Annotated in this window: 14 protein-coding genes and 1 pseudogene; 9 read left to right on the top strand and 6 right to left on the bottom strand. The window is 72.1% G+C overall.

Annotated features, from left to right (window positions below):
* The first annotated feature begins 6 nt into the window (after positions 1-6).
* From ON36_RS27805 to ON36_RS27825, 5 genes are all read left to right on the top strand, one after another.
* The gene (locus ON36_RS27805; RefSeq protein ID WP_043659699.1) at positions 7-378 is read left to right on the top strand and encodes a hypothetical protein; all 372 of its coding nucleotides are present in this window, start codon (positions 7-9) and stop codon (positions 376-378) included.
* Between the two features lie 142 nt (positions 379-520).
* Positions 521-1321, top strand: a complete 801-nt coding sequence (locus ON36_RS35675) for a hypothetical protein (RefSeq protein WP_043659705.1) — start codon at positions 521-523, stop codon at positions 1319-1321.
* A 166-nt stretch (positions 1322-1487) separates the two neighbouring features.
* Positions 1488-2843, top strand: coding sequence for a WS/DGAT/MGAT family O-acyltransferase (locus ON36_RS27815; RefSeq protein WP_043659707.1), 1356 nt, complete (start codon positions 1488-1490; stop codon positions 2841-2843).
* Positions 2844-2881: 38 nt separating this feature from the next.
* A complete protein-coding gene (locus ON36_RS27820; protein ID WP_043659710.1) occupies positions 2882-4000 on the top strand; it encodes an NAD(P)H-dependent flavin oxidoreductase in 1119 nt (372 codons plus the stop codon).
* Between the two features lie 179 nt (positions 4001-4179).
* The gene (locus ON36_RS27825) at positions 4180-5634 is read left to right on the top strand and encodes a threonine/serine exporter family protein (protein WP_052314409.1); all 1455 of its coding nucleotides are present in this window, start codon (positions 4180-4182) and stop codon (positions 5632-5634) included.
* A gap of 1 nt (position 5635) precedes the next feature.
* On the opposite strand, the gene ON36_RS27830 is transcribed toward ON36_RS27825, so the two are convergent.
* From ON36_RS27830 to ON36_RS32990, 4 genes are all read right to left on the bottom strand, one after another.
* Positions 5636-6406, bottom strand: a complete 771-nt coding sequence (locus ON36_RS27830; RefSeq protein WP_043659713.1) for a GntR family transcriptional regulator — start codon at positions 6404-6406, stop codon at positions 5636-5638.
* Positions 6407-6617: 211 nt separating this feature from the next.
* The gene (locus tag ON36_RS27835) at positions 6618-8993 is read right to left on the bottom strand and encodes a lysylphosphatidylglycerol synthase transmembrane domain-containing protein (RefSeq protein ID WP_043659715.1); all 2376 of its coding nucleotides are present in this window, start codon (positions 8991-8993) and stop codon (positions 6618-6620) included.
* Between the two features lie 67 nt (positions 8994-9060).
* Complete coding sequence (locus ON36_RS27840) at positions 9061-9747, bottom strand: SDR family oxidoreductase (RefSeq protein ID WP_043659717.1); 687 nt, start codon at positions 9745-9747, stop codon at positions 9061-9063.
* Positions 9744-10277, bottom strand: coding sequence for a hypothetical protein (locus ON36_RS32990; protein WP_052314410.1), 534 nt, complete (start codon positions 10275-10277; stop codon positions 9744-9746). Before ON36_RS32990 ends, ON36_RS27840 begins: the two co-directional genes overlap by 4 nt.
* Positions 10278-10346: 69 nt before the next feature.
* On the opposite strand from ON36_RS32990, the gene ON36_RS27850 reads away from it, so the two are divergent.
* Both ON36_RS27850 and ON36_RS27855 read left to right on the top strand, forming a co-directional pair.
* A complete protein-coding gene (locus ON36_RS27850) occupies positions 10347-10946 on the top strand; it encodes a GDSL-type esterase/lipase family protein (RefSeq protein ID WP_043659719.1) in 600 nt (199 codons plus the stop codon).
* A gap of 84 nt (positions 10947-11030) precedes the next feature.
* Positions 11031-11957 carry an NAD-dependent epimerase/dehydratase family protein gene (locus tag ON36_RS27855; RefSeq protein ID WP_043659721.1) on the top strand — a complete coding sequence of 309 codons (927 nt, stop codon included), beginning with the start codon at positions 11031-11033 and terminating at the stop codon, positions 11955-11957.
* Here the strand turns inward: ON36_RS27855 and ON36_RS27860 are convergent.
* Entirely contained in the window at positions 11951-12904 is a 954-nt protein-coding gene (locus tag ON36_RS27860; protein WP_043659802.1) for an MBL fold metallo-hydrolase, read from the bottom strand. The genes ON36_RS27855 and ON36_RS27860 overlap by 7 nt on opposite strands.
* A gap of 105 nt (positions 12905-13009) precedes the next feature.
* On the opposite strand from ON36_RS27860, the gene ON36_RS27865 reads away from it, so the two are divergent.
* Both ON36_RS27865 and ON36_RS27870 read left to right on the top strand, forming a co-directional pair.
* Entirely contained in the window at positions 13010-13399 is a 390-nt protein-coding gene (locus tag ON36_RS27865; RefSeq protein ID WP_043659724.1) for a hypothetical protein, read from the top strand.
* Complete coding sequence (locus tag ON36_RS27870) at positions 13396-14550, top strand: cation:proton antiporter (RefSeq protein WP_043659726.1); 1155 nt, start codon at positions 13396-13398, stop codon at positions 14548-14550. Before ON36_RS27865 ends, ON36_RS27870 begins: the two co-directional genes overlap by 4 nt.
* On the opposite strand, the pseudogene ON36_RS27875 reads toward ON36_RS27870, so the two are convergent.
* Positions 14547-14939, bottom strand: a pseudogene (locus ON36_RS27875) (RNA-binding S4 domain-containing protein). The gene ON36_RS27870 and the pseudogene ON36_RS27875 sit on opposite strands and share 4 nt — an antisense overlap.
* Between the last annotated feature and the right edge of the window lie 3 nt (positions 14940-14942).

The raw sequence follows: 14942 nt of genomic DNA on the forward strand, positions 1-14942 counted from the left end.
AAACACATGTCCAACATGGATATCGCGCTGAAGGACATGATGGTGATCGACGGCGCCGTCGGCGCCGCGGTCGTCGACTTCAACAGCGGTATGGCGCTCGGCATGCTCTCCAGCACCAAGGTGCTGGATCTGCAGGTCGCCGCCGCGGGCAACACCGAGGTGGTCCGGGCCAAGCTGCGGACCATCGAGCAGCTCGGCCTCAACGAGGACATCGAGGACATCCTCATCACGCTGTCCTCGCAGTACCACCTCATCCGCCCGATGACCGGCCGGAAGTCCAAGGGGCTCTTCCTCTATCTCGCGCTGGAGCGGGGGCGGGCCAATCTGGCGCTGGCCCGGCACAAGCTCAAGTCCATCGAAGAGGAGCTCGAGGTCTGATCGCCACCCTCGGCGATCGAAGGAGGTCCGGCCCGATCCGTGGGTCCGGACCTCCTCGCCTGTCCGGGCCCGCCGGTGTGTCGCCGGGGACAACCCGCCGATCATGGTGACGCAATGTCGGTACGGTGCGATGATTTGCTGCGTGACTCAGTGGCTCCCCTTCCTCAGCTCGCTCATCGTCGCCGCCGCAATACTCATCGGCGTAATCCTGGTCAACCGGACCCACCGGGAGGCACTGGCCGCGGCGGACGAGCGGGGCAGGCAGGCCCTCGACACCGCCCAGCGCCATATCGAACTGTCCAATCAGGTTGGCAGCGAACGTGATCACCAGTCCTGGCGGCGCGAGGTCGTGCTCTCGGCGGTGGCCTCCATCCTGGACACCTCCGCGCAGGTGCGCACCGATCTGAGCAGCTGCAGCGACTGGGACCTGGTCACCGTCGAGCAGATCGACGCCGTCGGCGCGCAGATCAGCAAGACCATCTGGGAGCAGTCCGGCGGCACGTTGACCCGGTTGCGGGTCGTCGCGCACCGCCGCATCCCGAACAAGTGCGAGGATCTGCTGCGCACGCTGACCGCGGCCCAGCACATCACGATGCAGCGTCTCAAGCTGCACATCGATCTGGAGGCCACGCTCGAGGAGATCGAGGAGATGGCCTCGCTGTGGCACAAGGCGATGCACCACGCGGCCGAGCAGGAGCGGTCGCTGGTCGAGGTCGCCCGCGCGGAGCTCGGGCTCGAGGTGGCCAAGCCCGCGGCCGTGCAGCAGGTCGCGGTTCCCGCGCCCGCCCCGGCGCCGGCGCCCGCGGCCGAGCCCGAGGAGGCCGAACCCGCCACGCCCGAACCGGAATTCGAGCAGGCGGCCGCGCCCGACGCGGAGCAGGCGCCCGCGGGCGAGCCCGACCGGGAAACCGTCCCGACCCAGGTGGTCCATCAGCCCGCCTGAGTCGCCGGGGGTGCCGCGAGCAGGCGTGGTGCGGACGATCGCCTGACGGAGCCCGCGGCGGCACGGTAGCTTTGAACACGGCACCTCGTGCCGGCCCGACAGCGTGGTCGATCGTCATTTCGCTCGAACAAAAGCACCACACCACACTCGTCAGGGGGCGATTTTCGTGGAGTTCATTGCACCGTTGGACGCACTGTTCCTGCTGGCCGAATCCCGGGAACATCCGATGCACGTCGGATCGCTGCAACTGTTCGAACCGCCGGAGGGCGCCGGTCCGGACTATCTGCGCGAATTCAAGGAAAAGCTGATCGCGGACAAGGCTTTTCACCCCACGTTCCGCAAGCGGCCCGCCACCTGGCTCGGCGCGCCGCAATTGGCGTGGACCACCGACAGCGACATCGATCTCGACTTCCACGTCCAGCGCAGCGCGCTACCCGCGCCGGGCGGTTTCGGGCAGCTGCTCGATCACGCCTCGGTGCTGCACAGCGCTTTGCTCGACCGGCACCGGCCGCTGTGGGAACTCCACTTCGTCGAGGGTCTGGCCGACGGCCGGTTCGCCCTGTATTCGAAGATGCATCACGCCCTCATCGACGGGGTCGCGGCGCAGCGGCTGATGCGCCGCACCCTGACGAGCGACCCGTCCTCCGGCGAGGCGCGGGTGCCGTGGAACCTGCCGCGGCGGGCCCGGTCGGAGCGGGCGGGGAACGGCGGCGCGCTCGGCCTGGCCAAGAACCTGTTCTCGTCGGCGCCGCGCTCGACGACGGCGTTGTTGCGTGCGGCGCGCACGGGGCTGGTCGAGCAGCAGCTGACCCTGCCCTTCGCCGCGCCGCGCACGGTGTTCAACGTGCCCATCGGCGGCGCGCGCCGGTGCGCGGTGCGCTCCTGGCCGATGGACCGGATCAAGCAGGTGCGCAAGGCGACCGGCGCGACGGTCAACGACGTGGTGCTCACCATGTCGGCGGGTGCGCTGCGCTCGTACCTGATCGAACGGGACGCGCTGCCCGACAAGCCGCTGATCGCCATGGTGCCGATGTCGGTGCGCGAGGCCGACGACACCGACACCCAGGGCGTGCGGGTCGCGGCGCTGCTGTGCAATCTGGGCACCGACGTCGCGGACCCGCTGGAGCGATTGCGCGTGGTCAGCGAGTCGACGCGGCGCAACAAGGAGGTCTACCGGTCGCTGAGCAGCACCCAGTCGATGGCGCTGTCGGCGCTGATGCTCAGCCCGATGGCGACCATGCTGCTGCCGGGGTTCGCCTCGATGGCGGCGCCGCCGTTCAACATCGTCATCTCGAACGTGCCGGGCTCGCGCGACCCGCTGTACTGGAACGGCGCGCGGCTCGACGCGGGCTACCCGCTGTCGATCCCGCTCGACGGGCAGGCGGTGAACATCACCCTGACCTCGAACGGGGAGAACCTGGACTTCGGTCTCGTCGGCTGCCGCCGGACGCTGCCGGATCTGGCCCGGCTGCTCGACCATCTCGAGGATTCGCTGGCGGCTCTGGAAGAGGCCGCCATCTGATCCTTTCGCGAGCAAAATAGAACGTGTTACAGTTCGCCATGCGCACCGATTTCTGTGAACAGCTCGGCATCGAGTTCCCCATCTTCGCCTTCACCCACTGCCGCGACGTGGCGGCCGCGGTGAGCAACGCCGGCGGGCTCGGCGTGCTCGGCGCGGTGGGGTTCACCGCCGAACAGCTCGAGGTCGAACTCGCCTGGCTGGACGAGCACGTCAACGGCATCTACGGCGTCGACCTGGTGATCCCGTCGAAGTACGAGGGCAAGGGCGTCGAGGGCCTGTCCCCCGAGCAGCTCGAGAAACAGCTCGCCCAGCTGGTTCCGCAGGGTCACCGCGACTTCGCGGCCAAGCTGCTCGACGACCACGGCGTCCCGCCGCTGCCGGACGGCGAGCACCACAACGAGCTGCTCGGCTGGACCGCGACCACCGCCGCGCCGCAGGTCGAGGTCATCCTGCGCCACCCCAAGGCCAAGCTGGTCGCCAACGCGCTCGGCACCCCGCCCGCCGACGTCGTCGCCAAGATCCAGGAGTCGGGCCGGGTCATCGGCGCGCTCTGCGGCTCGGTGAAGCACGCGCTCGCGCACAAGGAGGCCGGGCTCGACTTCGTCGTCTGTCAGGGCACCGAGGGCGGCGGCCACTGCGGCGAGATCTCCTCGCTGGTGCTGTGGCCGCAGGTGGTCGAGGCCATCGGCGACATGCCGCTGCTGGCCGCGGGCGGCATCGGCAACGGCGCCCAGGTGGCCGCCGCGCTGGCCATGGGCGCGCAGGGCGCGTGGACGGGCTCGCTGTGGCTGACCGTCGAGGAGGCCAACGTGCCGCCCGCCCAGCGCGACACCTACCTGTCGGCGTCGAGCCACGACACCGTCCGGTCGCGGTCCTGGACCGGCAAGCCGTGCCGGATGCTGCGCAACGACTGGACCGACGCCTGGGAGGCCGAGGGCACCCCGGACCCGCTGCCCATGCCGCTGCAGATGATGGTCGCGCTCGACGGCGTCAAGCGCGGGCACCGGTACCCGGAGGCCGCCAAGGACGTCAACTTCAACCCGGTCGGCCAGGTGGTCGGGATGATGGACCGCGTCGAGCGCAGCGCCGACGTCGTCAACCGGCTGGTCGAGGAGTACGTCACGGCCTGCGACCGGCTGACCAAGCTCAACAGCTGACCCGCCGCGGTGCGCCCCGGGGTTGCCCGTGGCGCACCGCCCGGCGGCCGGTCGCCTGCCGGAACGAGCCGCCTGCCATAAACTCACCGGTGGCGCGCCCCGCGCCGCCGGCATCGCGCCGTTCGTCGCGTGCACGGATCCCGTTGCCGGTCGCTTGCCTCGCACGGGAAGGCGGTGCCGTGACCTCCCCTCCTCCCCACCACCGCCGCTGGTCGACGGCCTCGCACCGGTTCCGCCGGACGGTCACCCGCCTGGCGGGCCGCTTCGATGAGGCGCTCGGCGCGCCCGCGGGCTCCCCGCCCGCGGTCGAGGAGGAACAGGAGGTCCCCGGCGAGCTGCTGACGCTGCTGTGCCGCGTCGGCGTCGCGCTGATCGGCGCCGGCGAGACCTCGGCGACCGTCCAGAACACGCTCAACGACCTCGCCGCCCGCTACGGCGCGCACACCGTGCACTTCATGGTGCTGCCCACCGCGGTGTTCGTCCGGGTCCGCACCACCGCGGGCTCGTCGGTGGACATGCTCGACGCCGAGGTCGGCACGCTCCCGCTGGATCAGATCGCCGGCCTCTACCGGCTGCTCGACCGGATCCAGGACGAGGTACCGCCGCCCGCCGAGGCCGACCGGGAACTGACCGCGCTGCTGTCGGCGAAGCCGGGCAGCCCGCCGTGGCTGATCCTGCTCGGGCAGGTGGTGCTCACCGTCGGGCTCGGCATGATGCTCAATCCGGCCGCCCAGGCGCTGGTCGGCTACGTCGTGCTCGGCCTGGTCGTCGGGGTGCTGACCCAGATCGGCGATCGCGTACGGCTGCTGTCCTACGCGCTGCCGGTGGTCGCCGCCGCGGCCGTCGCCGCGCTCTCGTTCGGGTTCCCCGAGGCGCTCTCCGGCGGCAACCCGACCCAGCTGCTCGTCCCCGCGGTGGCCACACTGCTGCCCGGCACGATGCTGACCAACGGCACCATCGAGCTGGCCAACGGGTCGATGGTCGCCGGGGCGAGCCGCATCGTCTACGGCATCAACATGCTGTTCCTGTTGTCGTTCGGGCTCTACGTCGGGATCAGCGTGCTCGGCGACCTGCCGCCCGCCCAGCCGGAGTCGTCGCAGCTGGGGTGGTGGGCGCCGCTGATCGGCGTCCTGCTCATCGGCATCGGGCACTCGTGGCGCTCGAGCGCGCCGAAGAACTCGCTGGGCTGGCTGCTGGTCGTGCTGTGGGCGACCTTCGCGGCGCAGGCCTTCGGCAAGTTCGTCTCCGGCCCGCTGACCGGCGCATTCCTCGGCGGGCTCGTCGCGGTGCCCGCGGCCTACCTGATCCGCAACCGCAGCAACGCCCCGCCGCCGCAGGTGGCCTTCCTGCCCGCGTTCTGGATGCTGGTGCCCGGCGGTATCAGCCTCCAAGGCGTCTCCGAGCTGGTGCTGCACACCACCCGGGACGTGGGGGTGTCCGGGCTGGAGGTCATGGTGTCGGCGTTGCTGTCGGTGATGTCGATCGCGCTGGGCGTGATGGTCGGATCCGGCCTGATCCGCACGTCCTATCCGCACATGACCACGCTGATGGGCACCGCGCATCCCAGCGCCCGGGTGGAATCGTGGCTGGCGCGGCACGGGAATCCGCGCCCCTCGCCCGACCCAGACAGCTGAGTCAGGCGGTCGCGGCGCGCTCGGCGGGCTGCGGCAGGACGCCGACCAGTTCGCCGAAGCGGGCGAGCACCTTCTCGTGGTAGAGCGCGAACAGGTCCTCGAACAGCGCCAGCTGCGCCTCGGTCGGGCCGGACCCGGTGTCCCACACCGCCAGCAGCGCCCGCCACACCAGCACGTGCAGATCCGGCGCGACCGCGAAGTAGGCGGTGACCGCCTCGGGGACCTCGACGACCATGTCGGCGATCGAGTTCAGCACGGCCCGCTGCATGCTCATGCCGAGCACGCCGAGCAGCGTGCGCACCAGCGACACCTCGGCGGCCAGGATGGCGATGCGGTCGGGGTCCTCGCGGCGGGCGAGGGCCTCCAATTCGTCGACGGCAGCGGCCAGTCCGGCCGGATCGAGCACCTTCTCGGCGGCCGTGTAACCCAGCAGCGCCTCGAGCACGATGCCGCGTTCGACGTCGACGATGTCGGCGAACATCTCGGCCGCGAGTTCCGGCGCGGCGACGGAGAAGCGGAAGAGGTGACGGTAGACGTCCATGCCGCCGTCCTGCCGGACGTCACGGATGGTGAAGCCCTTGCCACGGCGCGCCTCGACGAAGCCGTAGGACTCGAGCCTGCCCAGCGTCAACTGTGCGGTGGCCCGGTTCATACCGAACTCCTCGGCCACCTGGCGGACCGACGGCATCAGATCACCCGGCAGATACTCGCCCGTGGCGACCCGGCGGGCCAGCTCGTCGGCGACGTCGGCGACCACCGTCCGGGGTCCCATCGAAATATCACCTCTCGGTCATGATCCGGATACGTCCCAGACAGTCTAGGTGTTCCTGAATGCCCCTGCACGCACCTCGCACCCCGGTGCCCACATGTGTGCAGTCTCACTTCCCCCGCCAACGCCCGGCAACCGCGAAAACACGCGGAAATCGGACGAAACGGGACGCGTCTGGATCAGACAGCAACGGCCCCGCACGTCCGCGCCGGCCTCAGATCATCTCCTTCTCGCCCATCCAGCGCATGATCGGCCAGCCGAGCAGGACCGGGATCCAGCAGGTGAGCACGCGGTACAGCAGGACCGCGGGCACCGCGATCTCGGTCGGCAGGCCGAAGGCGGCCAGGCCGCCGATGAGCGCGGCCTCGACCGCGCCGACGCCGCCGGGGGTCGGCGCGGCGGAGGCCAGGGTGCCGCCGATCATGGTGACGATGGCGACGGTGACGAAATTGGTGCTGCCGCCGAACGCCTCGACGCTGGCCCACAGCGCCAGCGCCTGGCCGAGGATGATCGCGCCGCAGCCGCCGATGATCAGCGAGAACCGCTTGGGGTCGCGCGCGAGGCCGGTCAGCTCGGCGGTCACCTCCTGCACCTGCGGCCGGACCGCCGTCCTGACCCAGTGCCGCAGCTTCGGCACGAACATGAACACCCCGACGATGCCGAGGATCACGCCCGCGACGAGGTAGATGATCGTCGGGTCCGGCACGAAGTGCGAGAGGTTGGTGGAGGTGCCCGCCACCACGGAGAACACGACGAGCAGCCCGACATGGGTGATCACCTGGACCGACTGCTGCAACGCGACCGCCGCCGTGGCCCGCACGGTGGACATCCCCGCCTGCTGGAGGAACCGCACACCGAGCGCGAGCCCGCCGACACCGGCAGGCGTCGTCGTCGCGGCGAAGGTATTGGCTACCTGTTCGAGCAGCACCAGACGGAAACGGACGAGCCCGTCGGCGCAGGCCCACAGTGCCGCGGCCGCGCCGAAGTAGGTGACCGCCGAGATCGCGAGGCCGAGCAGCGCCCACCACCAGTTGGCGGTGCGCAGCTGGGTGAAGAAGGTCGGCACCTGGCTGATGAACGGGTAGGCCACGTAGACCAGGCCGACCAGCAGCACCAGCTGGATGACCTGGTTGCGGTTGAACCGGGTGAGCTGCTCGGCGGGGATGCGCGAGTGCCCGGTCTGCGCGCGGATCTCCTCGCGGGCGGTGGAGAGGACGTCCTTCCAGTCCGGCACGAACCGGCGGATGCCGGTGGGCATGGCGGACTTGGTGAGCCGCCCGGCCGCCGTCACCACCGTCTCCTTGCCGAGCACCTCCAGCGCGGTGGCGACGGCGGTGTGCTTGCCGAACAGCGCGGTGGTGGTGACCAGCAGCTGGGCGATGTCGGACTGCCGCTGCGCCTCGGAGGCGCCGAATTCGGCCGCGGCGAACCCGCCGAACAGGGTCACCCCCTGCTGCACCCGGATGTAGTCGGGCTGGAGGTCGCCGAGCGAGATCTGGTTGTCGTGCAGGGTCTTCAGCGAGCGCCAGACGCCGGGCAGCACCTGGCTCGACAGTTCCCGCAGCGGGGTGGCGGTCGGCACGGTGTGCGCGTAGAGCACCCAGCCGCGGTCGAGGCCGGCCACGGCGACCTGACGGCAGTCGGCCATGCCGTGGTCGCCGATCGCGATGCCCATGAGCGCCCGGTGCTCGACGGCGCGGTGCATCGAGCCGTGCAGCGGCGCGGTCTCGCTGGAGCGGAAGGTGATCCAGCGCCACAGCTGCTTCAGCGCGCCGAAGCTGCGCTGGTTCTTGCCGTAGAGCTCGACGACGAGTTCGGCCTCGGGCCCGCCGACCTCGGTGGCCAGCATCAGCGGTCCGCGCCCGGCCGGATGCACGACCGTGAACGACCGCACGGTGTAGCCGCGCGCGGCCAGCACCCGGACCGCGCCGTCGAGCGGCACCGACAGGGCAGGCGTGCCGACCAGCCAGACGATCGCCGCGCCGACCAGCCAGCCCACCGCGAGGCCGAACATGGCCCTTGCGGGCACCACCGAGGAGACCACCAGGTGGATCGGCGCGAACATCAACAGCAGGAACCACATCCAGCGCCGCGGCCGGGTGGGCAGCCAGGGGCTCGACACGGTCAGCATCGCCGCCAGCATCGCGATCCAGCGCGGGTCGTCGAGGAACTGCGAGAGGAAGGTGTTGTCGAGCCGGTCCGGCACCTGCAGATGCCACTTCGGGGTGGAGAGCCCGGTGCCCGTGATCGACAGCGCGAGGACCGCGAGCAGGCCCGCGGCAGCGTAGCCGGCGAAGAGCTTCCACTGCCTGCCGAGCGCGAGCTCGATGAGGATCGCGAACGGCAGTGCCAGGATCAGGATTCCGTAGATCAGGTAGACCAGGTTGGACTGATCCGGGTTGAGGAAGTCGACGATGCCGGAGACCGACTTCTCCAGCGCCAGCCATTCGGGCCGGGTGATCAGCGAGCCCGCGACGACGATCGCGACGCCGCCCATGGCGAGGACGACCCGGACGATGTCACTGGTCCGCCGGATCAACGGCTGCAGCAGGCTCCCGGTTACCGGGATCTCCCGCCCGTCGACTCGCATGTGCCGCACGATACACACCGCCCTCCCGCCGACCCGCCCTCGACATCGCGCGCCGCGCCGACCAGCGTCAATCCGCGCCGAGACCGTGCACAGCACCGGTCATGTCGCCCCGGTCGACGGCCACGATCGCCCGCAGCACCGGCTCCGGCGCGACCCGGGCGGGATACCCCTGGGCCACGAGGGTGTTGACCCGGACCCCGAGCGGCCCGCACACACGCGCGAGTTCGGCGGCCAGCGCGGCCCGCGCGGCGCGGGTGACGGCGGCCGCGCCCGCGACCTCGTCCGGGCAGACGGTGACGATGTTGCGGTCGGCCGCCCGGTTCGCCGGGACGTCGGTCCAGACCCGCTCGGCCAGCGCGGCCGACAGGGCGAGGGGCACGGTCACCTCGGCGTCGAGCCCCGCCCGGAGCGCCGCGGCGCCCGCGTCGAGCAGCCCGGCGTCCGGTTCCGGCGGGGCGGGCAGGTCGACGAGCAGGTCGACCCGGCCGAACCGCGCCAGCGCCAGGTCGACGACCCGGGCCACCGCGCCGGGCTCGGCGAGGTCGGCGCGCACGACGAAGATCCGGTCGCGGTTCTCGGCGATGTCGGCGCCGGGCGCGAGCGGGTCGACGAACCACTCCTCCTGCGACGGCGCGGCCGGGGTGGCCGCGCCGCAGATCGCGACGATGTCGTACCGGTCGCGCAGGCGGCGGCAGAACGCGTCGCCGAGCGGGGTGCTCGCGCCGATGAGCAGGCAGACACGGCGGGTGGTCATGCGATGCCTCCGGTTCCGGGCGCCTGCGCGCCGGTCAGCCAGGTGACGACGACGCCGCCGTCCCCGGTGAGCGTGCAGTCGGTGCGCGGGTTCGGCCGCCACAGCGCCAGCGAACCGGGTTGCGCCGCAACGGTTCGCGCCGGCCCGCCCGCGCCGAGTCGCAGCGTCAGCTCGGCGGCCTCGTCGGCGAAGAACACCGCGACGACGGCGTGTTCGCGCGACAGCGGGACCTCCGCGGCCCGGCCGAGGACCCCGCCGAGGGCGCCGGGCGCGTCCGTGAACCCGGCCAGCAGCCGGGCCCATTCCCGGCTCGCGAACAGCGCGGTCGGGCCGTCGGTCCAGTCGGCGTGCGTGGTGTCACGCCCCTGTCCCGCCGCCGCCGCGACCTCGGCGGCCAGCCGGACCGCGAAGAACTCCGCGAACACGCCCGCTGCGTAGACGTGCGGAAACGGCCGCTCCCGATGGATCCAGTGCCGGTGCGCCAGCAATTCGGCGAACCACGGTGGCGCCCATTCCGATTCCCCGGCCACGATCTCTCCCTCCCCGCACACGATCGACGCCGATCCTATTTCCCGTCGCCGCCCTGACACCATCGTGGGGTGACTCGAGATCTTCGCGTGTGTTTCCTCGGCGACTCCCTCGTCGCCGGGGTCGGTGACCGGTCCGGGCTCGGCTGGCCGGGCAGGCTCACCGCCCGGTCGTACGCGGCCGGGCAGCCGCTGACCCCGTACAACCTGGGGGTGCGCGGCGCGACCTCGCCGCAGATCCGCGCCCGCTGGCGCGCCGAGTGCGAACCCCGCCTCCCCTCGGGCACCGACGCGCGCGTCGCGCTCTCCTGCGGGGTCAACGACACCCACGTGCTCGACGGAGCGCGGCGCGTGCCGCTCGCGGTCTCCGTGGAGACCGTCACCGCGCTGCTCGCCGAATTCGCCGAGGCCGGCCTGCCCGCGCTCGTCGTCGGGCCGCCGGCGGTGCGGGATCCGGCGCACAACGAGGCGATCGCGGAACTGGACGCCGCCTTCGCCGCCGTGTGCGCGACGGCCGGGGTCGCGTACGTGCCGGTGTACGCGGCGCTGCGGGCGTCCGCGGCGTGGATGGCCGAGGTCGCCGCGATCGACGGCGCCCACCCGGGCGCCGCGGGATACGCCGAGCTGGCGGCGCTGATCGCCCCGCGGTGGGACCGGTTCGTCACCGCCTAGGGTGAGGGCGGTCACAGCGCGTCACAGCGGCCGGTCCCGGACCGTCCCATCTCCGACCGAACAGCAGCGGACGAAGGAGATCTCATGCGGGTACTTCTGGCAGGCGCCACCGGAGCCATCGGGCAGCCGCTCATCCGCGCGCTCACGGCGAACGGGCACAGCGTCCTCGCGCTCGTCCGCGACCCGGCCAAGCACGCGCTGGTACGCGAACTCGGCGCCACCCCGGTCGCCGGTGACGCCCTCGACCGCGACGGCTTGCTGCGCGCCGTCGACGGGCTCACCGCCGACGCGGTGCTGCACGAGGCGACCGCGCTGCGGGAGGTGAAGCCGCAACGCGCCATTCCCGCCGACGACCCGACCGGGCTGCTCCGCACCGTCGGCACGGCCAACCTGCTCGCGGCCGCGGAGGCGCTCGGTGCCCGCCGCTTCCTGGTCCAGTCGCTGATCCTCGGCTACGGATACCGCGATCACGGCGATCGCCCGCTCACCGAGGACGATCCGTTCGGCGTCTACGACGGCGGCGCGGCCGACGAGGTGGTGCGGGCGTGCGTGTCGGCCGAGGAGCAGGTCTTCGCCGCCGACGTGGAGGGCATCGCGCTGCGCTACGGCCTGTTCTACGGTCCGCACGCGTTCAGCGACCTGTTCGCCGGGATGATGCGCAAGCGCCTGCCCGTCGGCCCGCTCGGCCCCGGCGGCGTCAACACCTGGCTGCACGTGGCCGACGCCGCCGCGGGCACCGTCGCCGCGCTCGAGCGCGGGCAGGGCGGCCGCGCCTACAATCTCGCCGACGACACCCCGATCACCTGGCGGGAGTTCTTCGCCGAGGTCGCCCGGTCGGCGGGCACGCCGCGCCCGATCCGGTTGCCCGCGTGGCTGATCCGGCTGGCGGTGCCGTATCTAGGTGCGCTGATGGTCGATACATCGATGCGGATCTCCAGCGCGCGAGCGCACAACGAACTCGGCTGGCGGCCACGGTATCCCAGCGTGGCCGCGGGCCTGGCCGCTCAGTAGGCGGCGACGGCGGCGTGGTCGTGCGCGGGCAGCACGACGATGTCGTCGGGCAGCGCGGCCAAGCGGTGCACGGTGGCGAAGGCGGTGTCGCGGTCGGCGTCGAGCAGCAGGCCGGGCAGCGGCGCCTTCTCCCGGATCAGGTCGAGCTGCCGCGTCGACCACACCGCGTCACCGGCCAGCAGGACCCGCGAGCCGTCGGCGAGGGCGAGCAGGACGCCGACGCTGCCCGGCGTGTGCCCGGCCAGGTCGACGAGCAGCACGGCGCCGTCGCCGAACAGGTCGTGGCTGCGCGCGAAGGTCAGCACCGGCGGGCCGGTCAGCTCGTAGCGGTGGAATTCGCGCCCGCGCAGCGGGCCGCGGGCGACGCCGAGCGGCGCGTGCGATCCGCCCATGGCCCAGTGGTATTCGGCCTCGGTGACCCGGATCGGGATCCAGCCCGGCAGCTCGTACAGGCCGGCCACGTGGTCCCAGTGCAGATGGGTGGGCAGCACGAAATCGATCTCGGCGCCGCCGAGCCCGTGCGCGGCGAGGACGTCGGTCAGCGCGCGCACCGGGCCGCCCGGCGCGAGCAGGGACGGCAGCGGGAACGGGAGCTCGGGCAGCACCCGCCCGACGACGCCCGCGCACAGCGCCGGATCGACGAGGAACCGGCCGTCGGGGTGCTCGACCAGGAACCCCGACATGGTCAGCCGGGTGGTCCCGAACCCGGGGCTGCCCGCGGTGACGAACGCGGCGGGCCCGCCGTAGGCGGCCTGTTCGAGCCGGGTCAGCGTCACGGTGGCGCGCGCCGGGGGCAGCGGCGCGAGCGGCACCTCGAGCCACGCGGGCTCGGGCCGCCGGGGCCGCACCCAGTCCAGCGGCGTGGCGGCCACCGCCGCACAGGTGAGCAGCACCGCCGCCGTCCCCGGTGTTCGTTCCGCCCGGTCCGCGGCCCCTGACTCGCCCATGCGGCCACGGTAGGCGACCGCGCCGACCCCGACCAACCGAGGTGATCAGCGCGACACCCCGCGATCGTCCCGGCTCGCGCCGCCGGGCGGACCGATGATGGGTCGATGGCCGATCAGATCCTCACCGTCCGGTGGAAAGACGAACCCGACGAGCACGACTATCCCGCCGCCGCGGACTACCTCCAACTGCTCGCGGACAACCATCTGGTGGACGAGCTCGTCGCCGAACTCCGGCGCGCGCCGCTGGTCCACAAGAAGGCGAAGGACATCCTGCGCGCCTCCCGCCTCGAGGCGCTGACCCCCGACAACCCCCACGTACGCCACGACCTGCTCAAGATCAACGAGGGCAGGAAGCTGTCCCCGATCCTGCTGGTGCGCGGCGACTGCCGGCGCGACCTGCCCATGCTCATCGCCGACGGCTACCACCGCGTCTGCGCCCTGTACTTCGCCGACGAGAACGTCGCCATACCCTGCAAGATCGCCGCCCTGCCATGACCTTCGCCACGCTGGCCCTCGTCGTCACGATCGGGCTGCTCGGACCCCTGCTCGCCCTGCCGCGGCGCTGGCACCTGCCGGTCGTGCTCGGCGAACTCACCGCCGGCGTCGTCTTCGGCGCCACCGGGTTCGGCGTGCTCGACGCGACCGACGAGACGTTCACCTTCCTCGCCGACATGGGATTCGCGCTGGTCATGTTCGCCGCGGGCACCCATGTCCCGGTGCGTGATCCGGCGGTGCGTGGCGCGCTGGGGTCGGGGCTGCTCCGGGCGGCGGTGGTCGGCGTGGCGGCGGCGGTGGGCGGCTGGGCGGTGGCCCAGGTCTTCGGCATCGGCCACGCCGCGGTGTACGCGGTGCTCATGGCCTCCTCCTCGGCGGCCATGGTGCTGCCGATCATCGATCAGCTCGGCCTCACCGGGCCGCCGGTGCTGTCGCTGACCGCGCAGGTCGCCATCGCCGACACCGCCTGCGTGGTCGCCCTGCCGCTCGTCATCGACCCGGCCCACGCGGTGCGCGCGGGCATCGGCGCGGTCGTGGTCGGGCTGTGCGCGGTCGTGATGTTCCTGCTGCTGCGCTACCTCTACGACACCGGGGCCCAGCGCCGCACCCACGAGGTGTCCGAGGACCGCAAGTTCACCGTCGAGCTGCGGATCAGCCTGGTGATGGTGTTCGCGCTGTGCGGCGTGGCCAGCGCGATGCACGTCTCGATCATGCTCGGCGGGTTCGCGGCGGGGCTCGCGGTGGCCGGGGTCGGCGAGCCGCGGCGGGTCGCCAAGCAGGTGTTCGCGATCAGCGAGGGCCTGCTCGCGCCGCTGTTCTTCGTCTGGCTCGGCGCGCGGCTGAATCTCCGTGAGCTGGGCGAACATCCGCAGTTCGTGCTGCTCGGCCTGACGCTGGGCTTCGGCGCGGTGCTCGTGCACTGCGTGACGAGGGCACTCGGGCAGCCGCTCGCCTACGGCGCGCTGGCCGCGGCGCAGATCGGGGTGCCGGTGGCCGCGGTGACCGTCGGCGAACAGCTCGCGGTGCTGGTGCCGGGCGAAGGGTCGGCCATCATGCTGGCCGCCCTGTGCACCATCGTGGTGGCGTCGATCGCGGCGGGCAGGCTCGCGGCACGCAAGCTGGAGCCGCACCCGGACACGCCGAGCGTCTAGTCGCGGCGGCCCATCAACCGATCGGTTTCGCGGCGTTCGCGTTTCGTCGGCCTGCCCGCGCCCCGGTCCCGGCGCGGCTGCGCGGCCAGGATCTCCTTGGGCGGCGGTGGCGGGCTGCGGTCGATGAGACACTCGGCGGCGACGGGCGGACCCACCCGCTTGTGCACGATCCGGGCGACGATCACGATCCGTTCGAGACCGGCCTACCGGACCCGGACCTCGTCGCCGAGGTGCACCGGCTGAGCGGGTTTGGCGGTCGCCCCGTTGACACGCACGTGACCGCCGCGGCAGGCCTCTGCCGCGGCGGAACGAGTCTTGAACAGTCGCACCGCCCAGGTCCACGAGTCGACGCGGGCCCGGGTGGTGGAGCGCTGTTCGGCGGGGGACACCCC

Source organism: Nocardia thailandica NBRC 100428 (assembly GCF_000308795.1).
GTDB lineage: Bacteria > Actinomycetota > Actinomycetes > Mycobacteriales > Mycobacteriaceae > Nocardia > Nocardia thailandica.

What these genes read in the sequence shown, in the direction of transcription:
- ON36_RS27820 (WP_043659710.1), top strand. Translation starts at nt 2,882, where the DNA reads ATGCGCACCGATTTCTGTGAACAGCTCGGCATCGAGTTCCCCATCTTC.
- ON36_RS27855 (WP_043659721.1), top strand. Translation starts at nt 11,031, where the DNA reads ATGCGGGTACTTCTGGCAGGCGCCACCGGAGCCATCGGGCAGCCGCTC.
- ON36_RS27805 (WP_043659699.1), top strand. Translation starts at nt 7, where the DNA reads ATGTCCAACATGGATATCGCGCTGAAGGACATGATGGTGATCGACGGC.
- ON36_RS27865 (WP_043659724.1), top strand. Translation starts at nt 13,010, where the DNA reads ATGGCCGATCAGATCCTCACCGTCCGGTGGAAAGACGAACCCGACGAG.
- ON36_RS27835 (WP_043659715.1), bottom strand. Translation starts at nt 8,993, where the DNA reads ATGCGAGTCGACGGGCGGGAGATCCCGGTAACCGGGAGCCTGCTGCAG.
- ON36_RS27860 (WP_043659802.1), bottom strand. Translation starts at nt 12,904, where the DNA reads ATGGGCGAGTCAGGGGCCGCGGACCGGGCGGAACGAACACCGGGGACG.
- ON36_RS27840 (WP_043659717.1), bottom strand. Translation starts at nt 9,747, where the DNA reads ATGACCACCCGCCGTGTCTGCCTGCTCATCGGCGCGAGCACCCCGCTC.
- ON36_RS27870 (WP_043659726.1), top strand. Translation starts at nt 13,396, where the DNA reads ATGACCTTCGCCACGCTGGCCCTCGTCGTCACGATCGGGCTGCTCGGA.
- ON36_RS27830 (WP_043659713.1), bottom strand. Translation starts at nt 6,406, where the DNA reads ATGGGACCCCGGACGGTGGTCGCCGACGTCGCCGACGAGCTGGCCCGC.